Here is a 26,140-nt window from a genome sequence, read left to right on the forward strand (position 1 = left end):
AGTTAGCTCTTCGCCTTCGGCATTTGCGAAGTCAGCGACAGGTTGATGTCCATGCCTTCAACCTGAAAGTGCGGAACAACAAAGAGCTTGATGCGAAAGAAACCCGGGTTATCTTCGATATCCTCAACGTCAACGCGCGCATCGCGCAGTGGATGGGATGCCTGCAGATCATCGCCGGGTGCGGTCATTTCGGTAACGAGCGTCTTGACCCACGTGTTCAGTTCGAGTTCGAGCAGACGACGATCCTTGGTCGTACCGATGTTCTCGCGTTGAATCATCTTAAGGTAGTGCGCGATGCGCGAGAGCAGGAAGATGTAGGGTAGCCGGGCGTTCACGCGGCTGTTGGCGCTTGCTTCCTTGGTGTCGAAGTCTTCGGGCTTTTGGACCGAGTGCGCCGAGTAGAAGCACACTTGATCATGGTTTTGATAGTGCGACAGCGCGATCAGGCCAAGATGAGCGAATTCGAATTCGCGCGTCTCGGGAACTAGCACCTCCGTCGGAATTTTCGCGAGATTTCCGGCGCCAAGGTCATACAGTTGCGTGGGCAAATCCTCCACGAGACCGCCCGCCCGCGGACCGCGGATCTGGATACACCAGCCGTTGCGCACGAAGCTGCGCACCAGATTGGTGGCGAGCGCGAATGAGGCATTCGCCCACACGTAGCAACTCGTGTCCGAGCCCTTCACCGCCTCGCTGTAATTGAAAGAGCGATCGCAGGCAAAGTCCGCGCTCGAGTGAGTTACATAAGGCAAGCGAGCGAGAAAACGCGGCAGGGTGAGTCCGAGATAACGCGCGTCTTCCATCTTGCGCAGGCCGTTCCATCTAAGGTACTCAGCGCGTTCGAAATAGCCACGCAGATCTCGGATGGCGACAACCTCTTCCATCGACGCCTTGCCGAAAAACTGCGGAGATACTGCGCCGATGAACGGCATGTGCGCTGCTGCCGCGACCTTCGAAATGTCGCGCAACAGGGCGATGTCCTGTGGCCCGCCGTCGAACTCATAGTCAGATATCAGCGCGGCGATTGGCTGACCGCCGGGGGTGTCGTATTCCTCGGTGTAAGTGTGTCGAAAGAGACCGCTCTGAATGATGTCGGGAGCATCTTCAAAATCGTGCCGTAGCGTTTCTTTCGCGACATCAAGAACCTCGATTCGGACGTGCTTACGGAAGTCGGTGTGGTCGACGAGAAACTTGAGGCCGCGCCAGGCGCCTTCGAGCCGTTGAAAGTCATGGTGATGCAGGATCGCGTCGAGTTGATGCCCGATCAGTTCGTCGATGTTCGCGATCTCGATGTCGAGGCGGCTATGGTCACGTTGCGCATCGAGCGTGAACGGCTCGGACGCGGAAGGCCGACCGGTCACGGAAAAGGTCACTTCCGTGTGAGTCTTGGAACGATCGATCGAAGTGTGTGCCATGAGCGCAGTTTCTTTCTTGCGGACGGACGGTGGTGCGTAAGCCGCGGTGTGAGCGGGCGCAACAGTACAGCGTCGCGCCTCTTTATTCTACGAAACCGAGACGTATAGCATGCCTGAATATATAAAGTTGTCACGCATTGGAAAAAGTTAAGTGAAGGCGGATGGTGGTCCGGAATTAGGAATACTCCGATGATGGCTGCGCCCGAGGTGCGATAAGTTCTGGCCCCATGTGCGTTCTCGCGCAAAGAAGGATTCACCGCTTGCCTTTGGCAGGCGTCGATGGCGGTGCAGAGGAAGGGGTGGGTATGACCATGTCCGGTCTGGTAGACGAAGGCAGGGAGCTTGTAACGCAAGGAACGGCGATTCCAGGACGTCAGGCTTACCATGTCGACGTGCTGGGCGTCGAAAGCGCGGCGTTGTTGTCGGTTAGTTCGTTCACCGCGATGGAGCGCATGGGTGCGCCGTCGGAGGTTCGCGTTCAGGTGAGCCACCCGCGAGTCATCTCCCGCCGTGACTACCTGAATCGCGATGCCGTCTTCTCGATCAAGTCGGCCGATGGGACGTCGAGAGCGTTCTCGGGGTTCATCTCGTCATTCTCGAAGCTCAAGACGACAAAGGACTTCGTTGCCTATGAGATGGTACTGAAGTCGCATCTGGCGCGGCTCGAAGGGGTGCGCAATACCAAGATCTATCAGCATCAAACCGTTCCGCAGATCATAGAAAGCGTATTTCGCCGCCACGATCTGCGAGACCACCAGTTCATCGGGCGACTGCGGGGCCAATATCCACAAAAGTTCTTCTGCTTCCAGTATCAACAAGACGACCTGGCGTTCGTCCAGATGCTGCTGGAGAAGAACGGCTTGTACCTCTACATCGAGGAGACCGAGCACGGCGACCGGATCGTGATTGCGGACGATATCGATCACTATGTCTATGAGCCCGTGCGCACGCTGCCGTATCGGGAGAATGCCGGGCTAGAGGCCGCGCTGGAGTCGGTGTTCGAACTCGAATATCACTCGCATGTCGTGCCGCAGTCGGTGGTAGTCGCCGACTACAACCCCAACAAGGCTTGGGAGCGCTTTCGCGATGAGAGCAATGTCGCTCCGCAAGACCCGACCACCTACGGCCAGCCATACGTGTATGGCACCGCCCATCTCGATCAGGCAGAAGCCAAGCAAAAGGCGCAGCTCTATCACGAAGCGGCAATTGCCTGGCAGGTAGTATTCGAAGGCCGAAGCAATGTGATGGAAGCGCGGTGCGCACGCGTGTTGCGTACGGACACTGAACTGCCGGATGCCGAGGACGGACTGGTAGTCATCGAGGCGATGCACAGCGGCGCACGCGATAGTGCGTACAGCAACAGATTCAAGGCGATTCCCGCCGACCGGCGTTTCCGGTTGAAGATTGACGAGTCCAGACACCCGAAGATTCATGGCACGCTGAGCGGCCGTGTGACTTCACCGGACAAGTACAAGTATGCCTACATCACCGCCGCGGGCTACTACACCGTCCGGTTCGACACCGACTTCGATGACTGGCCATCTGGGGGCGAAAGCGTGCCGCTGCGCCTGGCAAAGCCGTTCGCCGGCGCACTGCAAACGGGCTTCCACTTCCCGGCCTTAGACGGCACGGAGGTCGTAATCGGGTTCCGCGACGGCGATCCGGACAAGCCGTTTATTGTGTCTTTCCATCACAACAGCCAGGCGGTCGATCACATCACGAACGATCGTCGCTGGCTGTCGAGAAACGTCATCCGCACACAGAGCAATAACAAGCTCCGGATGGAGGATTGGGCGGGCGAAGAGGGCATCAAGCTCAGTACGGAGCACTCGGGCAAGTCGCAACTCAACCTGGGGCATCTGGTCGATTCGACCCTCGAGAAGAGAGGCGAGGGATTCGAGCTCCGGACGTCGGGACATGGTGCGATCCGTGGTGGTCAAGGTGTGTACATCACCGCATACGATCAGCCGGCTGCATCGGGCAAGCAGTTGGACATGCAGCAGACGGTCGCTCAGCTTGAGAGTGCGCTAGAACTGGCCAAAGCGCTGGCGGATTCGTCTCGCGCGGCCAAGGCGATTCCTGCGGACACGGAGGCGCAGCAAGCCGTGACCCGGGAACTCGATGGGCTCAAGGACGCCGGGCTGCTTGCGAGCGCGCCGGCCTGCGTGGGCATCGCGGCGGGTCGCGGGGTGCAGGTAGCGGCCAAGCAGAACATCTCCGCAGTGGCAGGCAGAAATGCAGACTTCAGCGTGATGAAGCGCTTCACGGTTGCCGCGGGTGAACTGGTGTCCATCTTTGCGCAGAAGATGGGGCTGAAGCTCTTCGCGGCCAAGGGGCCGGTGGAACTTCAGGCGCAAAGCGATGCGATGTCGCTGGCGTCCGATCAGGATATGACGATCACCAGCGTCAGCGGCAAGGTTACAGTCGCGGCGGCCAAGGAACTCACGCTCGAATGCGGCGGCGCATTCATCCAGTTGAAGGACGGCAACGTCACCCTCGGTGGGCCAGGCGACCTGTTCTTCAAGGTCATCACTATTCAGAAGCAAGGGGCGGCTTCAATCCACGCCCAGCTCGGCCCTTTGCCGCCGCAGCCGCAGCAAGGGCCAGTCAAATTCAATATGCTCCTCAATGACATGGCTGGACCGAACGGCCACCCGCACATCCATACCGATTGGCGCATGGTGCAGGCAACGAGTGCTCAGAGCGCCGTGATGTCTTCCGAGATTCTTTTGAGCGGTACGAGTGACGGAAGCGGCCACTTGACGCTTAGCGATTCAGACCACGCGAAATTGCACGACGCCTATAACAGCGGGCCCGGACAGGTCTGGTTGGTCTACGCCGGCCAGTCGCGTTCCCTCATGCTGAACACTGACGTGACCGCCATGGCCGAGGCTTCGCAGTTCTATTCAGCTTTGGACGCGATGGGCTACAGCGACCAACTGTTTGTCACCCAACAAGCGAACACGGACCGAGCATCCCTTCCGTTGGTACAGCACGAGTTGGAAACAATGAACGCTCGAGTGATACTCGGAAAACTGAAAGCAAGCGCATGACAATGAATGTGATCGCCCCGACGACGAGCGCGCGGAACGCTCCGACACCGCGCTGCACCTGCTTGGGCATCTGGATGCGGATATCGAACGCTTTCAGCTCGCGCGCTGGGAACCGTCGCTTGCGTTCGAGGCGAAGCATCACCTGCTGCGCAATCTCAAGAACCGCCTGAACCGCAAGGACGCCGACAAGACCACGCTGGGCAGCCGTATCGAAAGCCTGACGGGCGACCTCACAGCGATCGACGCCGCGCGCGCCGTGGCGCTCATCTAAAAGAGCAAGGAAGAAAGACCGATGTCGTCTCCGACCAAGGACAACGAAATCCTCCGCTATTACGAAGCGGAAATGCGCTATCTGCGCGAAGCGGGGCGGGAGTTTGCCCGCGCTTATCCCGATCGCGCGCGCGAGCTCGATATCGACCGTCTCGGCGAGCGCGATCCGCACGTCGAGCGCCTGTTCGAAGGTTTCGCGTTTCTGATGGGCCGTTTGCGCCACAAGCTCGACGACGAGCTGCCCGAGCTCACCGAAGGGCTCGTGAGCATGCTCTGGCCGCATTACCTGCGGATGATTCCCTCGCTTTCGATCCTCGAACTCGTGCCGAACGTCGGTTCGCTGCAAAAGCACGAAATCATCGACGCGGGGCTGGAAGCCACGTCCGATCGCATCGCCACGGGTCTTACAACCGGCGACGAGACGCAAATCGAATGCGTGTATCGCACCACGCAGGCCGTCGATTTGTATCCGCTCACGCTCGCCGAAGCGGGCGCGCATGCGCGCGAGGATGGCCGCTCGGTTATCCGGCTTCGCTTCACGATCCAGCAGCAAGCGCAGCGTGACCGGCTTCGCGTGCCGCGCCTGCGCTTCTATCTGAACGCCGATCGACCAGTGGCGCACGCGCTCTATGCGGCGTTGAGCGCGGAGCCTGTCGCGATGCAGGTGCGCGTGCCCGGCTTCCCGGCTGACCGCCCCGGCGCGCCGCAGCCGATGCCCGGCCTGCGTCTGCAGGCGGCCGGCTTCGCCACCGAGGAGCGCCTGTGGCCGAAGGCAGACAACGCGTTCGGCGGCTATCAGCTGCTGCTCGAATACTTCACGTTCCCCGAGAAGTTCATGTTCATCGACCTGCTCGGGCTCGACATGACGGCGATTCCCGCCTCGGCGCGTTCATTCGACGTCGACATCGTGCTCGAAAAGACGTTTCCCGACGACATGCGCTTCACCGAGGAGAACCTGCGGCTCTACTGCACGCCGGTGATCAATCTGTTTCCGATCGCAGCGGACCCCGTCAAGGTGACGCAGCTGGAGACCGAATACCGCGTGCGCGCGCGTGCGCAGTATGGATCGCTCGTCGATATCTATTCGGTCGATATGGTCGAGGGCTTCGAGGGCGGCCGGCGTTTCGAATACGTGCCGTTCGCGGCGTTCAAGCATCGCGGCGGCATGCTGCGTCACGAATTGCCCGAGCGGTATTTCCACACACGCACGCGGCGCGGACCGTCTGGTCGCTTCGATACGTGGCTCGTGCTTGGCGGTCACGCGTGGGAGCAAGCCCGCATCTTGCCGAAGGAAACGCTATCCGTCTCGGTGACGGGCACCAACGGCATGCTGCCGCGCAAGGCGCTGCGCGAGGCGGGCATCACGCGCATGCGCGGTGGTTTCACGAACGTGGGCGCCGTGCGCAATCTGACCGCGCCGACGCTGCCCGTGTATCCGCCCACGGGCGACCGTTTCCAGTGGCGCGTGCTTTCACATCTCGCGCCGAACTACTTGTCGCTGCTCGATGCCGAGATTCTGCGCGGATCGCTCGCGCTCTACGACTGGACGGAAGGCGAGTTGAACCGCAGGCGTATCGAGGCGATCACCGATGTGCGCCATCGGCCGTTGCAGAAACTCGTCAAGGGCGGACTGATGCGTGGCGTCGAAATCACGGTGACGCTCGATAGCACGCGCTTCGCGGGTGACGGCGACGTCGAGCTCTTCAGCGGCATGTTGAACCGCTTCCTCGGCCTTTACGCGACGATCAACCTGTACACCAGGCTCGTGGTCGTCTCGCAGCCCACGGGCAGGCGCATCGAATGGCCGGAAACGAAGGGCGAAGGAGCACCGTTTTGAATTCGCCGGACACACTTGTCGGGTCGTCGAATCGTACGCAGCCTGATCGGCCGCTTCTGCAGGCACTGCTTCACAGCGCGACGCAGATGAACTTCTATCGCTTCTGCGAGCTGATCGAGCTTGCCGCGCCCGATGCGGCACCCATCGGCACGACCGATTCGCCCGCGACGGAGCCGGTGCGGTTTCGCTCGCGCCCGCGGCTGGGTTTCCCGGGGCGCGAGATCGACCGCATCGAATTCGACGATGACAACCCGAAGGCGCCGCCCACGGTGCGCACGACGTTTCTCGGGCTATATGGCGTCGATGCGCGCATGCCGTCGTATTTCGTCGATGAGGTTGCGCAGAATCGCGATGGGGCCGAGCCGCTATCGGCGTTTCTCGATCTGTTTCATCACCGCATCCTCACGCAGTACTACCGCGTGTGGCGCAAGTACCGGTATCCGGTCGGTTATCGGCACGGCGGCAGCGATGCGGTGTCGCGCTATCTGCTCAGCTTCGTCGGACTGGGGATCGACACAAGGCCGGCTGGCGCGTCATCTGGCGCTTCAGCCGGCGTCGACCCGCGCAAGCTGATGTCGATGCTCGGTGTCACCGCGCAGAAGACGCGCACTGCGGAAGGGCTCGCCGGCGTGTTGCAGCACGCGGTGCCCGACGCCTTCATCGCGGTCGAGGAGTTTTATCCGGTGTGGCGCGAGGTGACCGACTTCGAACCCGCTGCGCTGGGCGAACAGTGTCTGCTAGGGCGCGGCTTTTACGATCGCTCCAACGCGGTGCGGGTGGTCATCACGCCGGGTACGCGCGAGACCGTGCTCGATCTGACGCCCGGGCAGGCGGCGTATCGGGAGGTCATGACGCTTCTGCGCTTTTATCTCGGCTATGAGGGCGAGGCGCATCTCGAAATGCACGTTCGGCCTGAACTCATGCCGGATCCCGTGCTCGCGCCCAGGCAAACGAGTCTGGGATTGACGACGCAATTGGCCTCGCGCAGCGCAGGCGCGGCGTCTGCGCGCGTCACGCGCGTGCACCTGGGGCGGTGGGACGGATCGAGCGCATCCAACAACGCATAGAACGAAACAGAGCAGGACAACAGAATGCAGCAGAACTCATATAACGAATCGCGCAGCCGCAAATCGATCGGCTGCATTGCCCGAGCCGCAAGCATGACGCTCGCCACGGTCAGCGTGCTCACCTTCGCCGGTTGCGGCGTCTGGCAGGCCACGAAGGACAGCACCGTAAGCGCCGCGCAATGGCTATTCACGACTCAGGTCAAGACGATGAACATCGATTTCGACGGGCGGGCCGCGCTGAACGAAACCGCCTCCGGACAATCGCTTTCCACAGTGGTGCGGCTCTACCAGCTCAAGGACTCGAAGACCTTCGCGCAGCTCGAATACATTCAGTTGCAAAACGACGATCTCGAATTGCTCAAGGCGGACCTCGTGGCGACCAAGGATGTCGTGCTGAAGCCGGGCGGGAGCGCCAGCGTGAGCGAGCCCATGCAGAAAGACGCGGAGTATGTAGGCGTTGTAGCGTTCTTTCGTACGCCCAACAGCGCCAGACCGTGGAAGCTGCTGATTCCGAAGAAACAGTGGAAGGATACCGACTCGGTCAAGATTCAGGTGCAGGGCAGCATGCTCGTGCTGGAAGGTGCCAAGCCCAAACCGGTCAAGCACGATGCGCCGCAACAGTCGGTGCCCGCATCGGAGGCAGCGGCGGCATCGAGTGTCGCGAATGCATCGGCGGCGAGCAAGGCGGCGGCTCAGAACGTCAGCGCGGCAGCCGACGCCGTCACCAGCGCCAAGGCGAGCGTGAGCGCGGCTTCGCGCAGCACCGCTGGACTTTGAATCCGGGGGATAGTGCGCTCCGAAGGAATGCTTTCGAGCGGTCGTGGCCCGCCGCTGCAAACGGACGTGTGTTTTGCAGCGGCTCGGGCGCAATAACTCACCCGCCCTCCGCCTCCCTCAACGTAACAAACCGCAACCCCGACGCGCGCACCGTCTCGATCAAACGCGGCAGCACCGCCAGCACGACAGGCTCGCCCGTCGATGTCGATGCCGCGCCCGCGTCGTGCACCAGCAGAATGTCCCGCGCGGCCAGTCCGTCGACGAGCCGCGCGAGCACGCGATCCGCGTCGCCCTCGCGCGTGTCGAAGCCGCGCCGCGTCCACGCAGCGAGCCGAAGGTCCAGCCGTTGCAGCACCGGCTGCAGAAAGAGGTTGCGCAATCCGGCCGGCGCGCGAAAGAACATGGGCCGCTCGCCCGTCAGCGCTTCGATCGTCTGCTGCGCGGCGTCGATATCCTTCGTGAGCCAATGCGGCCAGCTCATCGAAAACGTGTGCACATGACGATGCGTATGGTTCTCGACCGCATGACCGCGCGCCACGATCTCGCGCATCAACGCGGGATGCCGCGCGGCGCGCTGCCCGATGCAAAAGAACGTCGCGCGTACATGATGCCGGTCGAGCACGTCCAGCACCTTCGGCGTGACGACGGGATCGGGGCCATCGTCGATCGTGAGCGCGACGGCATCGGCGTTGGAAGGCGTATCGGGCAGGCGGGTCCAGTTCGGCCCGAGAAGATTCGAGCGCGGCCACAGCCCGATCGACACCACGATCACGTGGCTGACCATGACGCTTGCCAGCCACCACGGCCACGCCGACGGGTCGAGCAGGCACCCGGCGAGCGCGACGCCATGCCAGACGACGGTCGCCACGGAAACCGGCGGGTAAGCGGTGCGCGGCCAGCGTCTCGGCGCTGCGGCGTCGGCCCGCGAATTCAGTTGCTTCATCTTGCAATCTTTCTGCGCCATTCCCGTCAAGAAATAGCTGACAAACGTCCGTGATTTCAATCAAGCGTCGAACGATATCACTCGCGCCGGAGATCGGGTGAACCCGTTAGGAAACGTCCCAAATCCGGCTTCCGTCAAAAAACACGCTTCACCCGCGCGACGCAAGCCCCGCCCGGCGCGCGCGTCGCGTCGATGAGACGAACCGGCAAAAGTGCTCGATTTTTTCACTGTAATCCGCCGTAACATCGGTATCATTCGCCACCCCCGGTCAATGGAACCGAGCGTGCCGAGCCGAGTTTTGCGTCTTATCGCTAAATAGTTGCTGTCTCGTGCCGTTAATTCGACGGTTCACTTACCTATTGAGCAAGCATCGGGTGGGCCACCGCCGGACCGAGCGCGTCTTGTCGTGCAGTCGTCGGTTGTCCTGCCGGGTGCTGTGAGTTTCCAAAACGCGAACACCGATATGCCCGATCTGCACTGGACCATTCCGGTTGCTCGCTGGTCTTTCTGGCCCGCCTCCGCGTCCGTCGCGCCCGACATCCGCTTCATCGATCCGATGGCGCGGCGCCGGCTCAGCGCGCTGTCGCGGGTCGCGCTGAAGGTCGCGCACGACTGCGCCGCGTCGCTGCCCGAGGTGCGCGTCGTGTTCGCATCGCGGCACGGCGAGCTGCGGCGCACCACCGACATCCTGTGCGACATCAGCGCGGGAGAACCCGTCTCGCCGACATCCTTCAGCCTTTCCGTTCTCAACGCGATGACCGGCGTGTTCGGCATCGCGCGGGGCGATCGCGCGCCGGCGAGCGCCGTGTCGGCGGGGGCGCAGACGCTCGGTTATGCGCTGCTCGAAGCGCACGCGCAATACGCGACGGACGCCTCGTCGCCCGTTCTGCTCGTCTATGCCGACGAACCCGCCGATCCCGCATTCGGCACGATAGAAGACGAAGCGGAAGGCGGCGCGCTCGCGATTTTGCTCGACGCCTCCGCGCAAGCCGGACGCCTCGAATGCGCGCGCACGGCCCTTGCCGACGCCGCCGCCCACGCGCCGTTCGAAGCCGATGCCGCCACGCCCGCCCGGTTCGCCACGCAAAGCGAAGCGGTCCGGCAATGCCTCGATGCGAAAGCGCCGGTTCAGTGGCGCGGACCGTCCTCGCTATGGCAATGGAGCTGGCATGAAGGCGCTTGACTACTACTGGCGCCTCGTCGCGACGGCGCTGGCGTTCACCGCCTTCGGCATCTGCGGTCTCGGCTTCTCGCTGATCGTGTTTCCGCTCGCATGCATCTGGCCGCATCGCGCGTCGAAGCAGCGCATCATCGCGGCGATCATTCACGCGTTCTTCCGCGCGCTCGTCGCCGTGCTCGTGGCCGTGCGCGTGATGAAGCTCGACGTCAATGGCGCTCACGCGCTCGATCGTCAGGCGCAGCACGCCGCGATCGTGGTCGCCAATCATCCGACCTGGCTCGACGTCATGGTGCTGCTGTCGCTCACGCCGCGCGCGTGCTGCGTCGTGAAAAGCGCGCACTGGAGCAATCCGTTCTTCTGGGGCGTCATGCGGGCGGCGGATTACGTGAGCAATGCCGATCCCGTCGAACTCGTGGATGCGGGCGCACGGCAACTCGCGCGCGGCTACACGATGATCATCTTCCCCGAAGGCACGCGCAGTCCCGCGCGCAACCGGCTGCATGCGTTCTCGCGCGGTTTCGCGCACATGGCGCTGCAATCCGGCGCGCCGATTCTTCCCGTGCTGATGGATTGCGACCCTCCCGCCTTCACCAAAAGCATGCGCTGGCACGACGTGCCCGAGCGCGCGTTTCACATGCGCGTGAACGTGCTCGACCCGGTCGGCGCGAATGCGCTCGCCGCTCGGGACGAGCCGCCCGCGCTCGCCGCACGCACCGTGACGAACGCGGTGCAAGCCCACATTACCCGGCATTTGATCGACCATGGATTCTTTAAAGCTTGAAATCAAACAGCTTCTGATCGAAGCACTCGATCTCGAAGACCTGACGCCCGCCGACATCGACGACGATGCGCCGCTCTTTTCCACCGATGGCGTCGGTCTCGACTCCATCGACGCGCTCGAAATCGGCATCGTGCTGCGCAAACACTATCAATTGACGATCGCCGCCAACGACGAGCGCACGCGCGAGCACTTCCGTTCGATCAACACGCTCGCCGAACTCGTCGCGAGCCAGCGCGAGACCGCGCGCGCATCGGGCGACACTGCAACGAAAGGGGAATGACCGTGACCGACATCGAAATCCTTGAGCGCATCCGCGCGATCTTCAAAGAGAACTTCGGCATCGAGCCCGAGCGCGTCACGCCGCAAGCGCATCTGTTCGAAGAACTCGATCTGGACAGCATCGACGCCGTCGATCTCGCCATCAAGCTGCAGGAGATGACGGGCCGCCGCATCAAGCCCGAGGAATTCAAGTCCGTGCGCACGGTCGGCGACGTGATCGCCGCGGTCGAATCGCTGCTGGCAGCGCAGGACTGATGCAGCCGCAGACCGCCCGGACCGGCGACGACGCGCATCGGAGGACCGGTCTCGCGCTGAACGTCGTGTTCAAGCTCGCGTATCCCGCCGTCATTCTGTGCGGCTGGTTCTGGAACGCGCCGCGCTATGTCGGCTGCCTGCTGTTCGCGCTGATCTGGCTGCAGCGCTGCGCGGGCACGGGCGTCATGGGCGCGTCGCTGCGCACGCTCACGCGCGTCGACTGGGCGGTCGGATTCATGCTGAGCGCGGCGTCGGCTGCGATCGTATGGACCGACAGCGAGCGCCTGCTGCATATCTATCCGTCTCTCGTGAATCTCGGCTTGCTGATTGCATTCGGTTCGACGCTCGTGCGCGGTCCATCGATGATCGAAAAATTCGCGCGCATTCGCACGCCCGATCTGAGCGAACCGGCCGTGCGCCACACGCGCCGCGTCACGCAGATCTGGTGCGCGTTCTTCGCCGCGAACGGTCTGTTCTCGCTCTACACCGCGCTGTACTGGCCGCGCGAGGCCTGGTCGCTGTACAACGGCGCGATTGCATATGGTTTGATCGCCGTGCTGCTCGTGGGCGAGATCGTATGGCGTTATCTCGTGATCCTGCCGCGCGCACGGCGAATGGAAGCGGAGGTGTCATGATCGCGCTGCACGAACTGTTTTCCGCGCGACGCGACGCGCATACCCCCGTCTGCCGCGATGACGCGACCGGCGCCATCATCACGCATGCCGCGTTTCGCGCGCGCGTGGCGTCGCTGGCGCTGGAATTGCGCGAAGGCACGGCGCGCCGCTACGCGTTGTGTATCGACGATCCGCTGGATTTCGCCTGCGCGCTGTTCGCGCTCCTCGCGTGCGGCAAGACGCCGGTGATTCCCGCGAGCGCCGCGCCCGGCTATCTCGCCGATCTCGCCGATGCCTACGACGCCGTCCTCACCGATGCCGACGTCGCCGCAGCAGCCGACGCCGCAGCAGCCGACGCCCGCGCGCCCGACGCGCTTGCGCTGCACATCGATCCGCACGCGCCGCTCACGCTCTACACATCGGGCAGCAGCGGCGCGCCGAAGCCGATCCACAAGACGCTCGCCCAGTTCGACGCCGAAGTGCGCACGCTCGAACGCGACTGGGGCGCGCTGATCGGCGACGCGACGATGCTCGCGAGCGTGCCGCATCGGCATATTTATGGCCTCTTGTTTCGCGTGATGTGGCCGCTCGCGGCGGGCCGCGCGTTCGACCGCGCGCTCTGCGTCGAACCGCAGCAGATCCAGGCGCGCATTGCACGGTGCGGCGCGACCGCGATGGTGTCGTCGCCCGCGCAGCTCATGCGCTGGACCGGGCTCGCCGGATTCGATTCGCTCGCGCCCGCGCCGCGTGCGTTCTTCTCGTCGGGCGGACCGCTCGCGGCGGACACGGCGCTCGACTACGCAGCCGTGTTCGGCGACGCGCCCGTCGAAATCTACGGCAGCACCGAAACGGGCGGCATCGCGTGGCGCAGACAGAATGAAACGCCGGCGTGGCATCCGGTCAGCGGCGTGCAAGTGCGTCGTGCCGATGACGGCGCGCTCGAAGTGCGCTCGCCGCATCTCGGCCACGACGACTGGCATCGCACCGACGACGCCATCGCCTTCGACGACGACGGCCGCTTCCGCTTGCAAGGCCGGCTCGACCGCGTCGTCAAGCTCGACGGCAAGCGCGTCTCGCTGCCCGAACTCGAAGCGCGTCTCGCGCTGCATCCGTATGTGGCGCAGGCGTGCGTGGTGCCGCTCGCGGGCGCGACGCGCGAACGCGTCGGCGCGGTGATCGCGCTCTCGGACGAAGGCCGCGCCGCGCTCCATGACACGGGCCGCGTGGCGCTTGCGAAGACCTTGCGCCGGCATCTCGCCGCTTATTTCGACGTCGTGCTGTTGCCGCGCTTCTGGCGCTTTCGCATTGCGCTGCCGTTCGATGCGCGCGGCAAGCTGCCGGTGTCGGCGGTCGCGTCGGCGTTCGGTCCGCGCGCCGAAGGCTTCGAGCTGCTCGCGGAATCGCGCGACGGCGACACCTTGCGCCATGAAATCCGCGTGCCGCCCGCGCTCGATCATTTCGCCGGCCACTTTCCCGGCTTGCCGATCCTGCCCGGCGTCGTGCAGGTCGACTGGGCCATCCGGCTCGCGTCGGAACACGTCGCGGCGGCGCGCGCGGTCGAAAGCGTCGATCGTCTCAAGTTCATGGCGCCCGTGCCGCCCGGCGCGGTGCTCGAACTGCGGCTCGCGCACGATGCCGCGCGTCGGCGCGTGCAGTTCGCGTACCGGATGAACGGACGCGAATGCGCGTCGGGCGCGATCGTGTATCGGGAGCACGCATGAGCGATGCGAACCTCGCGGCGTGCATCGTCATTCCGATCTACAACCACAAGGACGCAATCGGCGATACCGTCGCGCGCCTGAGCGTTCACGGCTTGCCGATGTTCGTCGTCGACGACGGCAGCGACGCCGCGACGCAAGCCGTGCTCGGCAAACTCGCGTGCCACTATCGCAAGCAGATGACGCTCCTGCGTCTGCCGGTGAACGGCGGCAAGGGCGCGGCCGTGATGGCGGGCTTGCGCGCGGCGCGGCGCGCGGGCTTCACGCACGCATTGCAGATCGACGCCGACGGACAGCACGACGCCAACGACGTGCCGCTCTTTCTCGACGCGGCGCGCGCGGAGCCGGGCGCGGTCATTCTGGGCCGCCCCGTCTATGACGAAAGCGTGCCGAAATCGCGCTTGTATGGCCGCTATCTGACGCACGTCTGGGTATGGATCGAAACGCTGTCGTTCACCATCCGCGACTCGATGTGCGGCTTTCGCCTGTATCCGCTCGATGCCGCGTGCGCGCTGATCGACAGCGTGCGGCTCGGCACGCGCATGGACTTCGATATCGAAATCCTCGTGCGTCTTTACTGGCGGCGTCTTGCGTTCCGCTCGATCCCGACGCGCGTCGTCTATGCGACGGACGGCGTATCGCATTTCGACGTGCTCTGGGACAACGTGCGCATCAGCGCGAGTCATACGCGGCTCGCGTGCGGCATGCTGCTGCGCTCGCCGATGCTCCTCGCGCACAAGCTGATGCCGCGCAAGACCGCAGCCGCGCGCGCAGGACACGGCTGGTGGCGCGTCGCGGAGCGCGGCAGCCGCATCGGCATGTCCTTGCTCGCGCTCAGTTGCCGCGTGTTCGGCATGCGGTTCACGGGACTTTGGCTGCATCCCGTCGTCGGCTATTTTCTGCTGACGGGGCGCGATGCGCGCGCGGCTTCGCACCGGTATTTCGCGCATCTCGCCGAGGCCGCGCCGGACGAGCGCACGCCGCGTCCCGGCTGGCGCTCTGCGTACCGGCAGATGCTTGCGTTCGCGCAGTCCGGCCTCGACAAGCTCGCGGCGTGGTCGGGCCGGATCACCGATCACGAAGCCGTGTTCGACGACCCCGCGCCCTTCGAAGCGCTCATCGCGAGCGGACGCGGTGCGCTCGTGATCGGCGCGCATCTCGGCAACCTCGAAATGACGCGGGCGCTCGCGGCGCGCAACGGCCGCGCGAAGGTCACGGCCATCGTCTATACGGAGCACGCGAAGCGCTTCAACAGCGTGCTGTCGTCGGCGAATGGCGACTTCGCGAAGCATCTGATTCACGTGAGCGATTTCGGCCCCGAGACGTCGATGATGATGCAGGCGCGCATCGACGCGGGTGAACTGCTCGTGATCGTGGGCGACCGCGTGCCGGCGCACGAGTCCGGCCGCACGACCGACGCACGCTTCCTCGGCGCGACCGCACCGTTCGCGCAAGGCCCATATGTGCTCGCGCACGCGCTCGGTTGTCCCGTCTATCTGTTCTTCTGCCTCAAAGAGCGAGCAGGAAAATATAGTTTGTACTTCGAATCATTTGCCGATCGCATCGAATTGCCGCGCCGCGAACGCGCGCAACACATCGCGGCGTGGGCGCAGCGCTACGCGTCGCGTCTCGAATACTATTGCCGCAAGGCGCCGTATCAATGGTTCAATTTCTTCGATTTCTGGGCGCGCGCGGGCAAAACCGCGCCGACGCCTGTATCCGATTTCACCGACAGCACGCGTCATGGCTGAACTGAAGAACAAGACGCTCACGGCGAGCGCGATCGTCGAAGTGCCGTTTCACGATGTCGACGCCATGCACGTGTGCTGGCACGGCCACTATCTGAAGTATTTCGAGGCGGGCCGCGCCGCGCTGCTGCGCGCATTCGACTACGACTACGGCGACATGCTGGCGTCGGGCTATGCGTGGCCCATCGTCGAGGCGCATCTGAAATACGTGCGTCCCGCGCGATACGGCCAGCGCATCGACGTTCGCACGGAACTGCTCGAATACGAAAACCGCCTGAAAATAGCGTATGAAATCGTCGATTGCGTGACGGGCGACCGGCTGACGAAGGGCTATACCATTCAGGTCGCCGTCGATGCAGCCACGCAGGAACTGCAATTCGTATCGCCGCCGGTGGTGTTCGAGAAGCTGGAGCGCGTATGGTCGCGTTCATGAAACTTCGCTGCGCGCGCACGGCGCTCATCGCGTTGCTGCTGACGGCGAACGCCGGCTTGCTGCATGCAGCCACGCCCGCAGCCGCGCCCGCACAGAACGCAAGCAACGACGCGGCGCTGGTATCGCAAGTCGCTTCGCGGCTCGGACAGATCAAGGGCGTGCGCGCGCAATTCACGCAGACGCAGACGCTTTCGGCCATGAAGCAGCCGCTCGTGAGCACGGGCACGCTCGTGTTCTATCGCGAGCGCGGCGTGATCTGGCGCGTGCTCACGCCGTACAAGGCGACGTTCGTCATCGCGGACACAGGCGTCACGGAAGTCGATGCGAACGGCAAGCGCGTCGGTACTAAAAGCGCGCAAGGCGTGCGAGGCGTCGCGCAGGTATCGAAGATGATGCGCGCCATGCTCGGCGGCGACGTGTCCGCGCTGTACTCGCAATTCGATGTCGATGCAGAAGGCTCGCCATCGCAATGGACGCTGAACCTCAAGCCGAATCAGCCGCAGCTCGCGCAGGCCGTCAAAGCGCTGCAAATGAAGGGCGGCGCGTTCTTGCAGAGCTTGCGGATCGATCTCGCGAACGGCGACGTCACGCAGATCGACTTCTCGAAAAGCGAAGCGCTCGACGAATTGCCTGCCGCCGAACGCGGCCTGCTGGGAGCGCCGTGATGCTGAAGGAACGGCAGCGCAGCCGCGCGGCGCTTCTTGCGATACGGGCCGCGTGGTTCGTGCTCGCGCTCGTCGCCGCGCTGTATTGCGTCCATCGCTTCGAAGGGCCGTCGCCGCTGGAGACGAATCTGCTCGCGCTTTTGCCCGCGACAGAAGCGGATCCTGTCGCCGAAAAAGCCGTCGATCGACTGGCGGATGCGCTCGGCGACCGCACCGTGTTCCTCGTATCGAGCCGCGACGCGGACCACGCGAAGGCGGCGGCCAAACGCTTCGGCGCGGCGCTGCGAACTAGCGGCGCGTTCGCATCGGTGACGGCGGAACTGCCGCCTTTCGATGTCGCGCAGATCGGCGCGCTGTACTCGCCATATCGCTTCGGCCTGTTGACACGCGATGACCGCGACGCGCTTGCGAAGCCGCTCGACGATGCGCTGATGCAGCGCATCTACAACCCCGTGCGCGGGCCGCTCGCGACGCAACTCGCCGACGATCCCTTCGGCTGGCTCGAACACTGGCTCTCGGACTTGCCGCTCGCCACGTCGGGTCTCGATCTCGAAGACAATCTGCTCGTCGCGCATCGCGGCGACATCACGAGCGTGCTCGTCGTCACGACGCTGCATGGCTCCGCGTATGAATCGCGAACGCAGCGCGCGGTGCTATCTGCGGCGGCGCAGGCGGAAGCATCGGTGAAAGCGGCCTGGCCCGATGCCACGGTCGCACGCGCCGGCGCCGTGTTTTACGCGCAGGCGGCGCGCAGCGCGTCGGAACGCGAGGTGCATCTGATCGGCGTCGTCTCGGCGTGCGGCATCGCGCTCTTGATGCTCTGGGTGTTCCGGTCGCCGCGGCTCCTGCTGCTCGGCTTCTTGTCGACGGCGCTCGGCATCGTATGCGCGCTGGCCTTCACGATGCTCGTGTTCGGCAAGCTGCATCTCCTGACGCTCGTGTTCGGCGCGAGTTTGATCGGCGAGGCCGTCGATTATTCGATTCAATACTTCGTGGTCTATCTCGGCGCGCAGCGCGGCTGGGATGCGCGAAGCGGCGCGCGATCGGTGCGGCCCGCGCTGAGCGTCGCGCTCGCCACGAGTCTGCTCGGCTACGCCATTCTCGCGTGGGTGCCGTTTCCCGCGCTCAAGCAGATCGCGTGCTTCGCGATGGCCGGTATCGGCGTGGCGTTCGCGTCCGTCATGTCGCTCTTGCCCGCGCTGCTCGTGAAGGGACCGAAAGCCGCGCGCCGGCGTCTCTTCGCGTCCGCCGCGACGCTGCTCGCGCGCTGGCGCGGCGCGATCGGCGGGAAGCGCGCGTGGTTCGTCGCGGCGGTGCTCGTCGCGATCGCGCTGCCGGGCTGGCTGCGTCTGACGAGCGACGACGACATCCATCTGCTGATCCAGCGCGATCCGTCGCTCGTGGCGCAGGAAAACGAGGTTCGCGCGGCAGTCGGCGTCGATGACACCGCGCAGTTCTTCGTGGTGCGCGGCGCGTCCGAAGAAGCCGTGCTCGAACGCGCGGAAGCGCTCGGCGCGCGGCTCGATGCGCTCACAGGCGACCAATCGGCCGACGGCTGGCGCTCGGTCACGCAATTCGTGCCGTCGGCGCAGCGTCAGGCGCAGGCCCGCGCGCTCTTCGCGCAGCACGTATTCGCGAATCCCGCCGCCTTGCGCGCGACGCTCTTGCACGCGGGCTTCCGCGACGAAATCGCCGATGCGTGGATCGCTTCGTTCGGCCATGCGAACGCCGCGCCGCTGACGATCGAGCGCTGGCTCGCCGCGCCGTGGTCGCAGCCGTATCGGCATTTGTGGATCGGCGCATTCGATGCAGCCGGTCAGCACGGCTACGCGGCCATCGTCATGCCGCGCCGCGTGACGCCGAAGAACGAGTCCGCGCTGATCGAAACGGCGCGCGCAATCGAGGGCGTGACATTCGTCGACAAGGCGGCGAGCGTGTCGAAGCTCTTCGGCGCGTATCGCGTGGACAGCGGCATGTGGCTCGGCGGCGCGCTGCTGCTCGTGCTCGTCCTGCTGATGGCGCGTTACCGGCCGCGCGGCGGTATCGCGACGACGCTGCCCGTGCTGCTCGCCGTCGGCGTGACGCTCGCGGCATTCGGTTATGCGCGCGTGCCGCTCAATCTGTTCAACTGCCTCGCGCTGATGCTCGTGCTCGGCGTGGGCGCGAATTACGCCGTGTTCCTGCGCGAAGGGTGCCTGCGCAGCGACGCCGATCTCGGCGCGGTGTGGGCGGGCGTGCTGCTCTCGGCGGCGACGACGCTGTTGTCGTTCGGCCTGCTCGGCATGAGCGCGATGCCCGCATTGAAGAGCTTCGGCGCGACGCTCGCGCTCGGCATCCTGGTTTCGGTGCTGCTCGCGCCGATGAGCATGCCGCCTGAAAGGAGACACCACGCGTGACGCTGCCATCCGTTTATCTGCATGCGCTCGGCATGGTCAATGCGCTCGGCGGCGACGTCGATTCGATCGCGACCGCGCTGGCCTCGTCGCAATCGCCGGGCATGGGACCGATGCGCACGCGCCTCGGCGACGCGTTCGTCGGCCGCGTGCTCGACCCGCTCGACATCGCGCCGCCCGCGTCCGTCGCGCGCTTCGATTGCCGAAACAACCGGCTGCTGCTCGCCGCGCTCGAACAGATCCGCCCCGACATCGAAGCGGCGCGCGAGCGTTATGGCTCGGCGCGCATCGGCGTGGTGCTGGGGACGAGCACGTCGGGCATCGGCGAGGCGGAAGAGGCGTTTTTGCATCGCGCGCAGGCGGGCTGTCTGCCTGAGCGTTTCGATTATCGCCAGATGGAAATCGGCACGGCCGCGCCGTTCGCCGCCGCCGCGCTGAACGTGCACGGTCCGGCGTTCACGCTCTCGACGGCGTGCACGTCGAGCGCCAAGGCGTTCGTCGCGGCGCGGCGGCTTTTGCAACTCAATCTGTGCGATGCGATCGTCGTCGGCGGCGTCGATACCTTGTGCGAACTCACGCTGCAAGGTTTCGCGTCGCTCGAATCGACGAGCATCGAACGCACCAATCCGATGAGCCGCAATCGCAACGGCATCAACATCGGCGAAGGCGCGGCCGTGTTTCTGATGACGCGCGACGAAGCCGCCGTGCGTCTTGCGGGCGCGGGCGAATCGAGCGACGCGCATCACGTGTCCGCGCCGGACCCGCGCGGTGTCGGCGGCGAACTCGCGCTGCGCGCGGCACTCGCGGATGCAGGCGTCGCGCCCGCCGATATCGGCTACGTGAACCTGCACGCGACGGCCACGCGCAAGAACGACGAGATGGAAGCGCATCTGATGGCGCGCGTGTTTCCGCAAGGCGTGCCGACGAGCGGCACGAAGCCGTTCACGGGTCATCTGCTCGGCGCGGCGGGCGCGACGGAACTCGCCTTTGCGTGGCTCACGCTCGCGCGATCCGGCTTGCCGTTGCCGCTGCATCGATGGGACGGCGAAGCCGATGCCGATCTGCCCGCGCTCGATCTCGTTCAGGAAGCGCGCCATCTTTCGCGCGAAGCGGGCACACGCCATGTCATGAGCAATTCTTTCGCGTTTGGCGGCAGCAATGTCAGCCTCATTCTCGCGGGTTGACGCACGATGACCGGACACACACACATCGACGACAAGGGCGCGTTTGCGCCGATCGAAACGATCATTCCTCATCGCGGCACGATGCTGCTCGTGGACGAAGTCGTCGCGTGCAGCGACGCCGCGCTCACCGCGCTCGCCACCGTGCGCGCAAACGCGTGGTACGCGGACGAACACGGCGCGATGCCCGCGTGGATCGGCATCGAATTGATGGCGCAGGCGGTGGCCGCGCATGTCGCGCTGATCGCGATGCGCGCGGGCGGCCGTGCGCGTCCCGGCGTGCTGCTCGGCACGCGCAGTTATCGCGCGCATGTGAGCGCCTTTGCGCGCGATGCGCGGCTCGCCATTCGCGTGGAAGAAGTGCTGCGCAGCGAAGAGGGCCACGGCGCGTACGAATGCACGATCGACCACGACGGCGAGCGTTACGCGGAAGCGGTCATCAAGGTTTTTCAGCCACGCGATTTTCAGACATTCATCGAAGGGAGCTTCAGTTCATGAGCCGTCGAGTCCTCGTAACCGGCGCAAGCCGCGGCATCGGCCGGGCGATTGCGTATCAACTGGCCGCCGACGGCTTCGCGGTCACCGTGCATTGCCGCACCGGACGCGCCGAAGCCGAAGCGGTGACGGCGGGCATCGTCGCGCAGGGCGGCGCGGCGCGCGTCGTGCAGTTCGACGTGCGCGACCGCGCCGCGTGCCGCGAAGCGCTCGAAGCCGACGTCGCCGCGCACGGCGCGTATTACGGCATCGTGTGCAGCGCGGGCGTGACGCGCGATGCGGCGTTTCCCGCACTGACCGACGAAGACTGGGACGTCGTGATCGAAACCGGTCTCGACGCGTTCTACAACGTGATCCATCCGCTGACCATGCCGATGGTGCGTGCGAAGAAGGGCGGACGCATCGTGACCATTGCATCGGTGTCGGGCGTGATGGGCAATCGCGGACAGGTGAACTACAGCGCGGCGAAAGCCGGGCTGATCGGCGCGACCAAGGCGCTCGCCGTCGAACTCGCATCGCGCAACATCACGGCGAATTGCGTCGCGCCCGGATTGATCGATACAGGCATGCTCGACGACGTTCCCGTCGAACACGCGCTGAAGACGGTGCCGATGAATCGCGTCGGCCAGCCGAACGAAGTGGCCGCCGTCGTCAGCTTCCTCATGTCGGATGCGGCTTCGTATGTGACGCGCCAGGTGATCGGCGTGAACGGCGGGATGATCTGATGAAACGAGTCGTCGTTACGGGCATGGGCGGCGTCACGGCGCTCGGCAGCCGCTGGGATGAAATCGAAGCCGCGCTGAAAAGCGGCCGCAACGCGGTGCGCCGCATGCCGGAGTGGGACTTCTTCGATGGGCTGCACACGCGCCTCGCGTGTCCGCTGCCCGCGTTCGAGCAGCCGTCGGCGTGGCCGCGCAAGAAGACGCGATCGATGGGCATCGTGTCGATGTACGCCGTGCGCGCGAGCGAACTGGCGCTGGCGGACGCGGGCCTCGCCGGCGACGCGTCGATCAGCGACGGACGCATGGGCGTCGCGTACGGATCGTCGTCGGGATCGGTCGAGCCTATCCGCGCGTTCGGCACGATGCTGCGAACCGGTTCGATGACCGATGTGACATCGAACAGCTACGTGCAGATGATGCCGCACACGACCGCCGTGAACGTCGGCCTCTTCTGGGACTTGAAGGGCCGCATCTTGCCGACGTCGTCGGCGTGCGCGTCGGGCAGTCAGGCGATCGGCTTCGCGTACGAAGCCATCGCGACCGGCAAGCAGACGATGATGCTCGCGGGCGGCGCGGAAGAACTCTCCGGTCCGGCCGTCGCCGTGTTCGACACGCTCTACGCAACGAGCACGCGCAACGACGAGCCGCATCTCACGCCGCGTCCATTCGATGCGAAGCGCGACGGTCTCGTCGTCGGCGAGGGCGCGGCGACGCTGGTGCTCGAAGAGTACGAGCACGCCGTGGCGCGCGGCGCGACGATCCATGCGGAGATCGTCGGCTTCGGCTGCAATTCGGACGGCGCGCACATGACGCAGCCGACCGCCGGCACGATGGCGCGCGCCATGCAGCTTGCGTTGCACGACGCGCGGCTCGATCCGCAAGCCATCGCGTATGTGAACGCGCACGGCACGTCGACGGATCGCGGCGATGTCGCGGAAAGTCATGCGACCGCGCAGACCTTCGGCGAGCGCATGCCGATCAGTTCGCTCAAGAGCTACGTCGGACATACGCTGGGCGCGTGCGGCGCGCTGGAAGCGTGGTGGACCATCGAGATGATGAAGCGCAACTGGTACGCGCCGACGCTCAATCTCACCGAAGTCGATGCCGCCTGCGCGCCGCTCGACTACATCGCGGGCGAGGCGCGCACGATCGACGCCGAATATGTGATGAGCAACAACTTCGCGTTCGGCGGCATCAATACGTCGCTCGTCTTCCGGCGCGTTCGATGAAGAAGGCGCACGGCATGCAGCGCGTCGTCGTCACGGGCATGGGCATCGTCTCGTGTCTCGGCAATACGCTCGATACGGTCAGCGCCGCGCTGAAGGCGGGGCGCTCCCGCATCACGCGCATCGACGCGTGGCGCGAGCGCGGCTTCGGCTCGCAAGTGGCGGCGGTGGCGTCGGTGGCGGACGAGCCGCCCTTCGATCGCAAGCTGGAACGCTTCATGGGCGAGACGGCGCGCTTCGCGTGTCACGCGGCGCGCAAGGCTATCGACGATGCGCGGCTCGATCACGCCATGCTGCGTTCGCCGAAGGCCGGCGCGGTGATCGGCTCGGGCGTCGGCGCAATGGCCGAATACGACGTGGCGCTCGGCATCGCGGTGGCGCGCGGTATCGAAAGAACGCCGCCGTACACAGTCCCGAAGGCGATGAGCAGCACCGCGTCCGCGAACGTCGCGCAGGCGTTCGGCATCGAGGGCGTCGCGTATTCGCCATCGTCGGCGTGCACGACATCGGCGCTCGCCATCGGCCAGGCCATGCAGTTGATCCAGACGGGATGCCAGCAAATTGTGCTCGCGGGCGGCAGCGAGGCGCTGCACGACAACATGACGCTGATGTTCGACGCGATGCACGCGCTGTCGAGCGGTTTCAACGATACGCCGTGGCAAGCCTCGCGTCCTTACGACAGCGCGCGCGACGGCTTCGTGATCGGCTCCGGTGCGGGCGTGCTCGTGCTCGAAGCGCTCGACCACGCGCTCGCACGCGGCGCGCGCATCTACGCGGAACTCACGGGCTTCGGCCAGAGCACGGACGGCGCGGGCATGGTGTCGCCGCACGCGGACGGCATCGCGCGGGCCATGCGCATGGCGCTCGACGAAGCGGACGCATCGCCCGATTACATCAACACGCACGCACCTTCCACGCCGCTCGGCGATGCCGAAGAACTCCGTGCGTTGCAGGCGGTGTTCGGTGCGGACGTGCCGCCGTTTTCATCGACGAAAGGATTGACGGGCCATCCGCTCGGCGCAAGCGGCGTGCACGAGGCGATCTACACGTTGCTGATGATGCGCGACGGTTTCATCGCGGGAACGGGAACCGCCGGCTCGCCCGAACCGCTCGCGCAACGCATGCCGCTCGTGCGCGAGACACGCGAGGCGCGCATCGAGCGCGCGATGTCGGTGTCGTTCGGTTTCGGCGGCAGTTCCGCGAGCCTCATGTTCGAGAAGATTCAGCCGCTGCCCGTCGGCGAATAACGGGCGCACTCCATAAACAAACAGAAGCGAAACTGCACCATGAAAAGAAAAATCGTTCTGGCAATGATGACCGGCGTGTTGATCACGCAAGCGGGCTGCACGACGCAGGTGCGCTCGCTGCCGATGCCCCCTGCGGCGCAGACGCAAAGCGCGAAGGACGTCACGTTGTATTTCGGCGATCAGAAGCACGCCGGCGTCAAGACGATGTTCGGCAGGAAGGAAGTGGCGGTGCGCGTGGCCCGCACGATGGACGGTCAGGATGCGACCTGCGATATCGCGTTCGCGAAGGCGCTCGATCAACTGCGCGACTATGCGCGCGAACAGCACGCGAATGCCGTCATCAACGTCAGGACGCGCTTCCAGCACACGGAGACCACGTCGGGGACCGAGTTCATCTGCGGATCGAGCAACAACGGCTCGACGCTCGCCGTGCGCGGCGATGTCGTGAAGCTGGACGTCGAATGAGCGGTCAACAACGGACTCGGAAATCATGAAGCGTCTTTTCATTTGTGCGGCAGCCGTCGCCATGCTGTTCTCGTCGCAAGCGTTCGCACGCAATACGATCCGGTTCTATCCCATCGCGTCCGCGCTGGTCAGCGAACCCGACAAGGTCGACAAGGACATTCCGCTGTATTTCGCGGGGCAAACGCATCCGGCGGTCGTGAAATCGCTCGGCGTATTCGCGACGAACAAGAAGACCAACGCGTTCGGCAAGAGCGACGAAGACGCGTGCAAGCACGTCTTCCTTTCGGCTGTGAGGGAGTTGCAGGAGCGTGCACGCAAGGAAGGCGGCAACGCGGTCGTCAACATCAGGAGCAACTACGAGAACGTGGAGCGCGAGAGCGCAACGCAGTTCACGTGCGGCGCGGGCGCCGTGATTGCAGGCGTCGCGTTGAAGGGTGAAGTGGTCAAGCTGAAGAACTGAGGCTGAAACTGAAAGCGGCGCATGCCTCGATGCATGCGCCGCCCAGTGATCGTGATATGAGTCAGAAGGCTTTTCTCGCGACGACGTTGACGAGCGTTTCGCGCCGCTTGCCGGGCTTCGGCGCGTAAAGGCCGATGCGCTCCAGCAGCCCGAAATCTTTCGCACGGCTCCACCACAGATAAGGCAGCGAGACGTTGTGCGGCCCGAAGCTGAAGCCGCCGTTGCGGATCATGTCGAGATAGCCGTCGGCGCTCTTTTGCACTTGCATCGGATGGCGAAACAGCAGCCGAATGACCCACGATTTGATGTACGCATCCGTCGATTCGGCGAACATCAGCACGCCGCCCGGCTTGAGCACGCGGCGGAATTCGGCGAGCGCGCGTTCCTGTTCGACGAGGTGATGAAACGTCTGGTGACAGAAGACGACATCGGCGCTTGCGTCCGGAAGCGGCAGATTCGCGCAATCGCCGCGATGCAGCTCGATTTCGGTCGCGGCGGTTTCAGGACGCTGCTTGCACGCTTGCGCGGATTTCGCTGCGAGCGCGAGCGATGGCTCATGAAAGTCGATGCCGACGATGCGCTGCGGCTTGAACGCTTGCGCAAGCAGACGAAACGAGAGGCCCTGTCCGCAGCCGACATCGACGATGACGGGTGCCGCGGGCATCGGAAAGTCGATGAGGCGTTTGAGGTCGTTGATGGCGACACGCAGAACATGATGCTCCCACGTATGCGTGCGCAGGAACCAGATGCCGAAAGAGGTTTCGGGTACGAACGGCACATTGGATGTTTCGGTGAACTGCACGATTGAATCCGGTAAAGAAGTGTTTTGGTGTTATTGATGCATGGTCCGCGTGTGATTGTAATCGCTGATGCGCGGCGCATGTGTCGTGTTTGCAATTGTTGCTGCGTGCAACGA

24 protein-coding genes and 1 pseudogene are annotated in these 26,140 nt (G+C 64.6%); 22 read left to right on the forward strand and 3 right to left on the reverse strand.

The window, feature by feature from the left end:
- Positions 1-2: 2 nt before the first annotated feature.
- Positions 3-1,415, reverse strand: a complete 1,413-nt coding sequence (gene tssC / locus NCR39_RS22140) for a type VI secretion system contractile sheath large subunit (RefSeq protein WP_250454210.1) — start codon at positions 1,413-1,415, stop codon at positions 3-5.
- Positions 1,416-1,726: 311 nt separating this feature from the next.
- Between tssC and NCR39_RS22145 the strand changes: the two genes are divergently transcribed.
- The 5 genes and pseudogenes from NCR39_RS22145 (at position 1,727) to tssJ (ending at position 8,419) form a co-directional block, all read left to right on the forward strand.
- A complete protein-coding gene (locus NCR39_RS22145; protein WP_250454384.1) occupies positions 1,727-4,468 on the forward strand; it encodes a type VI secretion system Vgr family protein in 2,742 nt (913 codons plus the stop codon).
- A gap of 25 nt (positions 4,469-4,493) precedes the next feature.
- Positions 4,494-4,739 (forward strand): annotated as a pseudogene (locus NCR39_RS22150) (type VI secretion system domain-containing protein); the annotation flags it as partial.
- Positions 4,740-4,760: 21 nt separating this feature from the next.
- Complete coding sequence (gene tssF / locus NCR39_RS22155) at positions 4,761-6,575, forward strand: type VI secretion system baseplate subunit TssF (RefSeq protein ID WP_250454211.1); 1,815 nt, start codon at positions 4,761-4,763, stop codon at positions 6,573-6,575.
- Positions 6,576-6,661: 86 nt separating this feature from the next.
- Positions 6,662-7,642: a type VI secretion system baseplate subunit TssG gene (gene tssG, locus NCR39_RS22160; RefSeq protein ID WP_250454212.1), complete on the forward strand. Its 981-nt coding sequence runs from the start codon at positions 6,662-6,664 to the stop codon at positions 7,640-7,642.
- Positions 7,643-7,666: 24 nt separating this feature from the next.
- Positions 7,667-8,419, forward strand: a complete 753-nt coding sequence (gene tssJ / locus NCR39_RS22165; RefSeq protein ID WP_502800269.1) for a type VI secretion system lipoprotein TssJ — start codon at positions 7,667-7,669, stop codon at positions 8,417-8,419.
- Between the two features lie 97 nt (positions 8,420-8,516).
- Here tssJ and NCR39_RS22170 read toward each other — a convergent pair whose 3' ends face one another.
- A complete protein-coding gene (locus tag NCR39_RS22170; RefSeq protein ID WP_250454213.1) occupies positions 8,517-9,362 on the reverse strand; it encodes a polysaccharide deacetylase family protein in 846 nt (281 codons plus the stop codon).
- A 463-nt stretch (positions 9,363-9,825) separates the two neighbouring features.
- Here NCR39_RS22170 and NCR39_RS22175 point away from each other — a divergent pair, with 463 nt between their 5' ends.
- The 17 genes from NCR39_RS22175 to NCR39_RS22255 are packed head-to-tail and all read left to right on the forward strand — an operon-like array spanning position 9,826 to position 25,224.
- Positions 9,826-10,545 (forward strand): beta-ketoacyl synthase chain length factor, encoded by a 720-nt coding sequence (locus NCR39_RS22175; RefSeq protein WP_250454214.1) that lies wholly within the window; start codon positions 9,826-9,828, stop codon positions 10,543-10,545.
- The gene (locus NCR39_RS22180) at positions 10,532-11,323 is read left to right on the forward strand and encodes a lysophospholipid acyltransferase family protein (RefSeq protein ID WP_250454215.1); all 792 of its coding nucleotides are present in this window, start codon (positions 10,532-10,534) and stop codon (positions 11,321-11,323) included. Before NCR39_RS22175 ends, NCR39_RS22180 begins: the two co-directional genes overlap by 14 nt.
- Positions 11,304-11,603, forward strand: coding sequence for a phosphopantetheine-binding protein (locus NCR39_RS22185; RefSeq protein WP_250454216.1), 300 nt, complete (start codon positions 11,304-11,306; stop codon positions 11,601-11,603). The genes NCR39_RS22180 and NCR39_RS22185 overlap by 20 nt, the downstream gene beginning before the upstream one ends.
- 2 nt (positions 11,604-11,605) lie before the next feature.
- Positions 11,606-11,857 carry an acyl carrier protein gene (locus tag NCR39_RS22190; protein WP_208863131.1) on the forward strand — a complete coding sequence of 84 codons (252 nt, stop codon included), beginning with the start codon at positions 11,606-11,608 and terminating at the stop codon, positions 11,855-11,857.
- On the forward strand, positions 11,857-12,492 hold the full coding sequence (locus NCR39_RS22195) for a COG4648 family protein (protein ID WP_250454217.1): 636 nt from the start codon (positions 11,857-11,859) through the stop codon (positions 12,490-12,492). Before NCR39_RS22190 ends, NCR39_RS22195 begins: the two co-directional genes overlap by 1 nt.
- The gene (locus NCR39_RS22200; RefSeq protein WP_250454218.1) at positions 12,489-14,192 is read left to right on the forward strand and encodes an ApeI family dehydratase; all 1,704 of its coding nucleotides are present in this window, start codon (positions 12,489-12,491) and stop codon (positions 14,190-14,192) included. The genes NCR39_RS22195 and NCR39_RS22200 overlap by 4 nt, the downstream gene beginning before the upstream one ends.
- The gene (locus NCR39_RS22205) at positions 14,189-15,940 is read left to right on the forward strand and encodes a glycosyltransferase family 2 protein (protein ID WP_250454219.1); all 1,752 of its coding nucleotides are present in this window, start codon (positions 14,189-14,191) and stop codon (positions 15,938-15,940) included. The genes NCR39_RS22200 and NCR39_RS22205 overlap by 4 nt, the downstream gene beginning before the upstream one ends.
- Positions 15,933-16,370 carry an acyl-CoA thioesterase gene (locus NCR39_RS22210; RefSeq protein ID WP_250454220.1) on the forward strand — a complete coding sequence of 146 codons (438 nt, stop codon included), beginning with the start codon at positions 15,933-15,935 and terminating at the stop codon, positions 16,368-16,370. The genes NCR39_RS22205 and NCR39_RS22210 overlap by 8 nt, the downstream gene beginning before the upstream one ends.
- Complete coding sequence (locus tag NCR39_RS22215) at positions 16,367-17,035, forward strand: LolA family protein (protein WP_250454221.1); 669 nt, start codon at positions 16,367-16,369, stop codon at positions 17,033-17,035. The genes NCR39_RS22210 and NCR39_RS22215 overlap by 4 nt, the downstream gene beginning before the upstream one ends.
- On the forward strand, positions 17,035-19,431 hold the full coding sequence (locus NCR39_RS22220; protein ID WP_250454222.1) for an MMPL family transporter: 2,397 nt from the start codon (positions 17,035-17,037) through the stop codon (positions 19,429-19,431). The genes NCR39_RS22215 and NCR39_RS22220 overlap by 1 nt, the downstream gene beginning before the upstream one ends.
- Entirely contained in the window at positions 19,428-20,612 is a 1,185-nt protein-coding gene (locus NCR39_RS22225; protein ID WP_250454223.1) for a beta-ketoacyl-[acyl-carrier-protein] synthase family protein, read from the forward strand. Before NCR39_RS22220 ends, NCR39_RS22225 begins: the two co-directional genes overlap by 4 nt.
- A 6-nt stretch (positions 20,613-20,618) precedes the next feature.
- Positions 20,619-21,107 carry a hotdog family protein gene (locus tag NCR39_RS22230; RefSeq protein WP_250454224.1) on the forward strand — a complete coding sequence of 163 codons (489 nt, stop codon included), beginning with the start codon at positions 20,619-20,621 and terminating at the stop codon, positions 21,105-21,107.
- Positions 21,104-21,829 carry a 3-ketoacyl-ACP reductase FabG2 gene (locus tag NCR39_RS22235; RefSeq protein ID WP_250454225.1) on the forward strand — a complete coding sequence of 242 codons (726 nt, stop codon included), beginning with the start codon at positions 21,104-21,106 and terminating at the stop codon, positions 21,827-21,829. Before NCR39_RS22230 ends, NCR39_RS22235 begins: the two co-directional genes overlap by 4 nt.
- Positions 21,829-23,055, forward strand: a complete 1,227-nt coding sequence (locus NCR39_RS22240) for a beta-ketoacyl-ACP synthase (RefSeq protein ID WP_250454226.1) — start codon at positions 21,829-21,831, stop codon at positions 23,053-23,055. The genes NCR39_RS22235 and NCR39_RS22240 overlap by 1 nt, the downstream gene beginning before the upstream one ends.
- Positions 23,052-24,299, forward strand: coding sequence for a beta-ketoacyl synthase N-terminal-like domain-containing protein (locus NCR39_RS22245; protein ID WP_250454227.1), 1,248 nt, complete (start codon positions 23,052-23,054; stop codon positions 24,297-24,299). Before NCR39_RS22240 ends, NCR39_RS22245 begins: the two co-directional genes overlap by 4 nt.
- Before the next feature lie 39 nt (positions 24,300-24,338).
- Entirely contained in the window at positions 24,339-24,764 is a 426-nt protein-coding gene (locus NCR39_RS22250) for a hypothetical protein (RefSeq protein WP_250454228.1), read from the forward strand.
- 25 nt (positions 24,765-24,789) lie between these two features.
- Complete coding sequence (locus NCR39_RS22255) at positions 24,790-25,224, forward strand: heavy metal-binding domain-containing protein (protein ID WP_250454229.1); 435 nt, start codon at positions 24,790-24,792, stop codon at positions 25,222-25,224.
- Positions 25,225-25,285: 61 nt separating this feature from the next.
- On the opposite strand, the gene NCR39_RS22260 is transcribed toward NCR39_RS22255, so the two are convergent.
- A complete protein-coding gene (locus tag NCR39_RS22260; protein ID WP_250454230.1) occupies positions 25,286-26,026 on the reverse strand; it encodes a class I SAM-dependent methyltransferase in 741 nt (246 codons plus the stop codon).
- Positions 26,027-26,140: the final 114 nt, after the last annotated feature.

It is taken from the genome of Caballeronia sp. ATUFL_M2_KS44 (assembly GCF_023630965.1).
GTDB classification, from domain to species: domain Bacteria; phylum Pseudomonadota; class Gammaproteobacteria; order Burkholderiales; family Burkholderiaceae; genus Caballeronia; species Caballeronia concitans.

Excerpts from the sequence above, each read along its gene's own strand:
- NCR39_RS22250 (WP_250454228.1), top strand. The coding sequence starts at position 24,339 with ATGAAAAGAAAAATCGTTCTGGCAATGATGACCGGCGTGTTGATCACG.
- NCR39_RS22210 (WP_250454220.1), top strand. The coding sequence starts at position 15,933 with ATGGCTGAACTGAAGAACAAGACGCTCACGGCGAGCGCGATCGTCGAA.
- NCR39_RS22175 (WP_250454214.1), top strand. The coding sequence starts at position 9,826 with ATGCCCGATCTGCACTGGACCATTCCGGTTGCTCGCTGGTCTTTCTGG.
- tssG (WP_250454212.1), top strand. The coding sequence starts at position 6,662 with ATGAACTTCTATCGCTTCTGCGAGCTGATCGAGCTTGCCGCGCCCGAT.
- NCR39_RS22170 (WP_250454213.1), bottom strand. The coding sequence starts at position 9,362 with ATGAAGCAACTGAATTCGCGGGCCGACGCCGCAGCGCCGAGACGCTGG.
- NCR39_RS22245 (WP_250454227.1), top strand. The coding sequence starts at position 23,052 with ATGAAGAAGGCGCACGGCATGCAGCGCGTCGTCGTCACGGGCATGGGC.
- NCR39_RS22230 (WP_250454224.1), top strand. The coding sequence starts at position 20,619 with ATGACCGGACACACACACATCGACGACAAGGGCGCGTTTGCGCCGATC.
- NCR39_RS22200 (WP_250454218.1), top strand. The coding sequence starts at position 12,489 with ATGATCGCGCTGCACGAACTGTTTTCCGCGCGACGCGACGCGCATACC.
- NCR39_RS22145 (WP_250454384.1), top strand. The coding sequence starts at position 1,727 with ATGTCCGGTCTGGTAGACGAAGGCAGGGAGCTTGTAACGCAAGGAACG.
- NCR39_RS22255 (WP_250454229.1), top strand. The coding sequence starts at position 24,790 with ATGAAGCGTCTTTTCATTTGTGCGGCAGCCGTCGCCATGCTGTTCTCG.
- NCR39_RS22185 (WP_250454216.1), top strand. The coding sequence starts at position 11,304 with ATGGATTCTTTAAAGCTTGAAATCAAACAGCTTCTGATCGAAGCACTC.
- tssF (WP_250454211.1), top strand. The coding sequence starts at position 4,761 with ATGTCGTCTCCGACCAAGGACAACGAAATCCTCCGCTATTACGAAGCG.
- NCR39_RS22240 (WP_250454226.1), top strand. The coding sequence starts at position 21,829 with ATGAAACGAGTCGTCGTTACGGGCATGGGCGGCGTCACGGCGCTCGGC.
- NCR39_RS22220 (WP_250454222.1), top strand. The coding sequence starts at position 17,035 with ATGCTGAAGGAACGGCAGCGCAGCCGCGCGGCGCTTCTTGCGATACGG.
- NCR39_RS22205 (WP_250454219.1), top strand. The coding sequence starts at position 14,189 with ATGAGCGATGCGAACCTCGCGGCGTGCATCGTCATTCCGATCTACAAC.
- NCR39_RS22180 (WP_250454215.1), top strand. The coding sequence starts at position 10,532 with ATGAAGGCGCTTGACTACTACTGGCGCCTCGTCGCGACGGCGCTGGCG.
- NCR39_RS22215 (WP_250454221.1), top strand. The coding sequence starts at position 16,367 with ATGAAACTTCGCTGCGCGCGCACGGCGCTCATCGCGTTGCTGCTGACG.
- tssJ (WP_502800269.1), top strand. The coding sequence starts at position 7,667 with ATGCAGCAGAACTCATATAACGAATCGCGCAGCCGCAAATCGATCGGC.
- tssC (WP_250454210.1), bottom strand. The coding sequence starts at position 1,415 with ATGGCACACACTTCGATCGATCGTTCCAAGACTCACACGGAAGTGACC.
- NCR39_RS22235 (WP_250454225.1), top strand. The coding sequence starts at position 21,104 with ATGAGCCGTCGAGTCCTCGTAACCGGCGCAAGCCGCGGCATCGGCCGG.
- NCR39_RS22195 (WP_250454217.1), top strand. The coding sequence starts at position 11,857 with ATGCAGCCGCAGACCGCCCGGACCGGCGACGACGCGCATCGGAGGACC.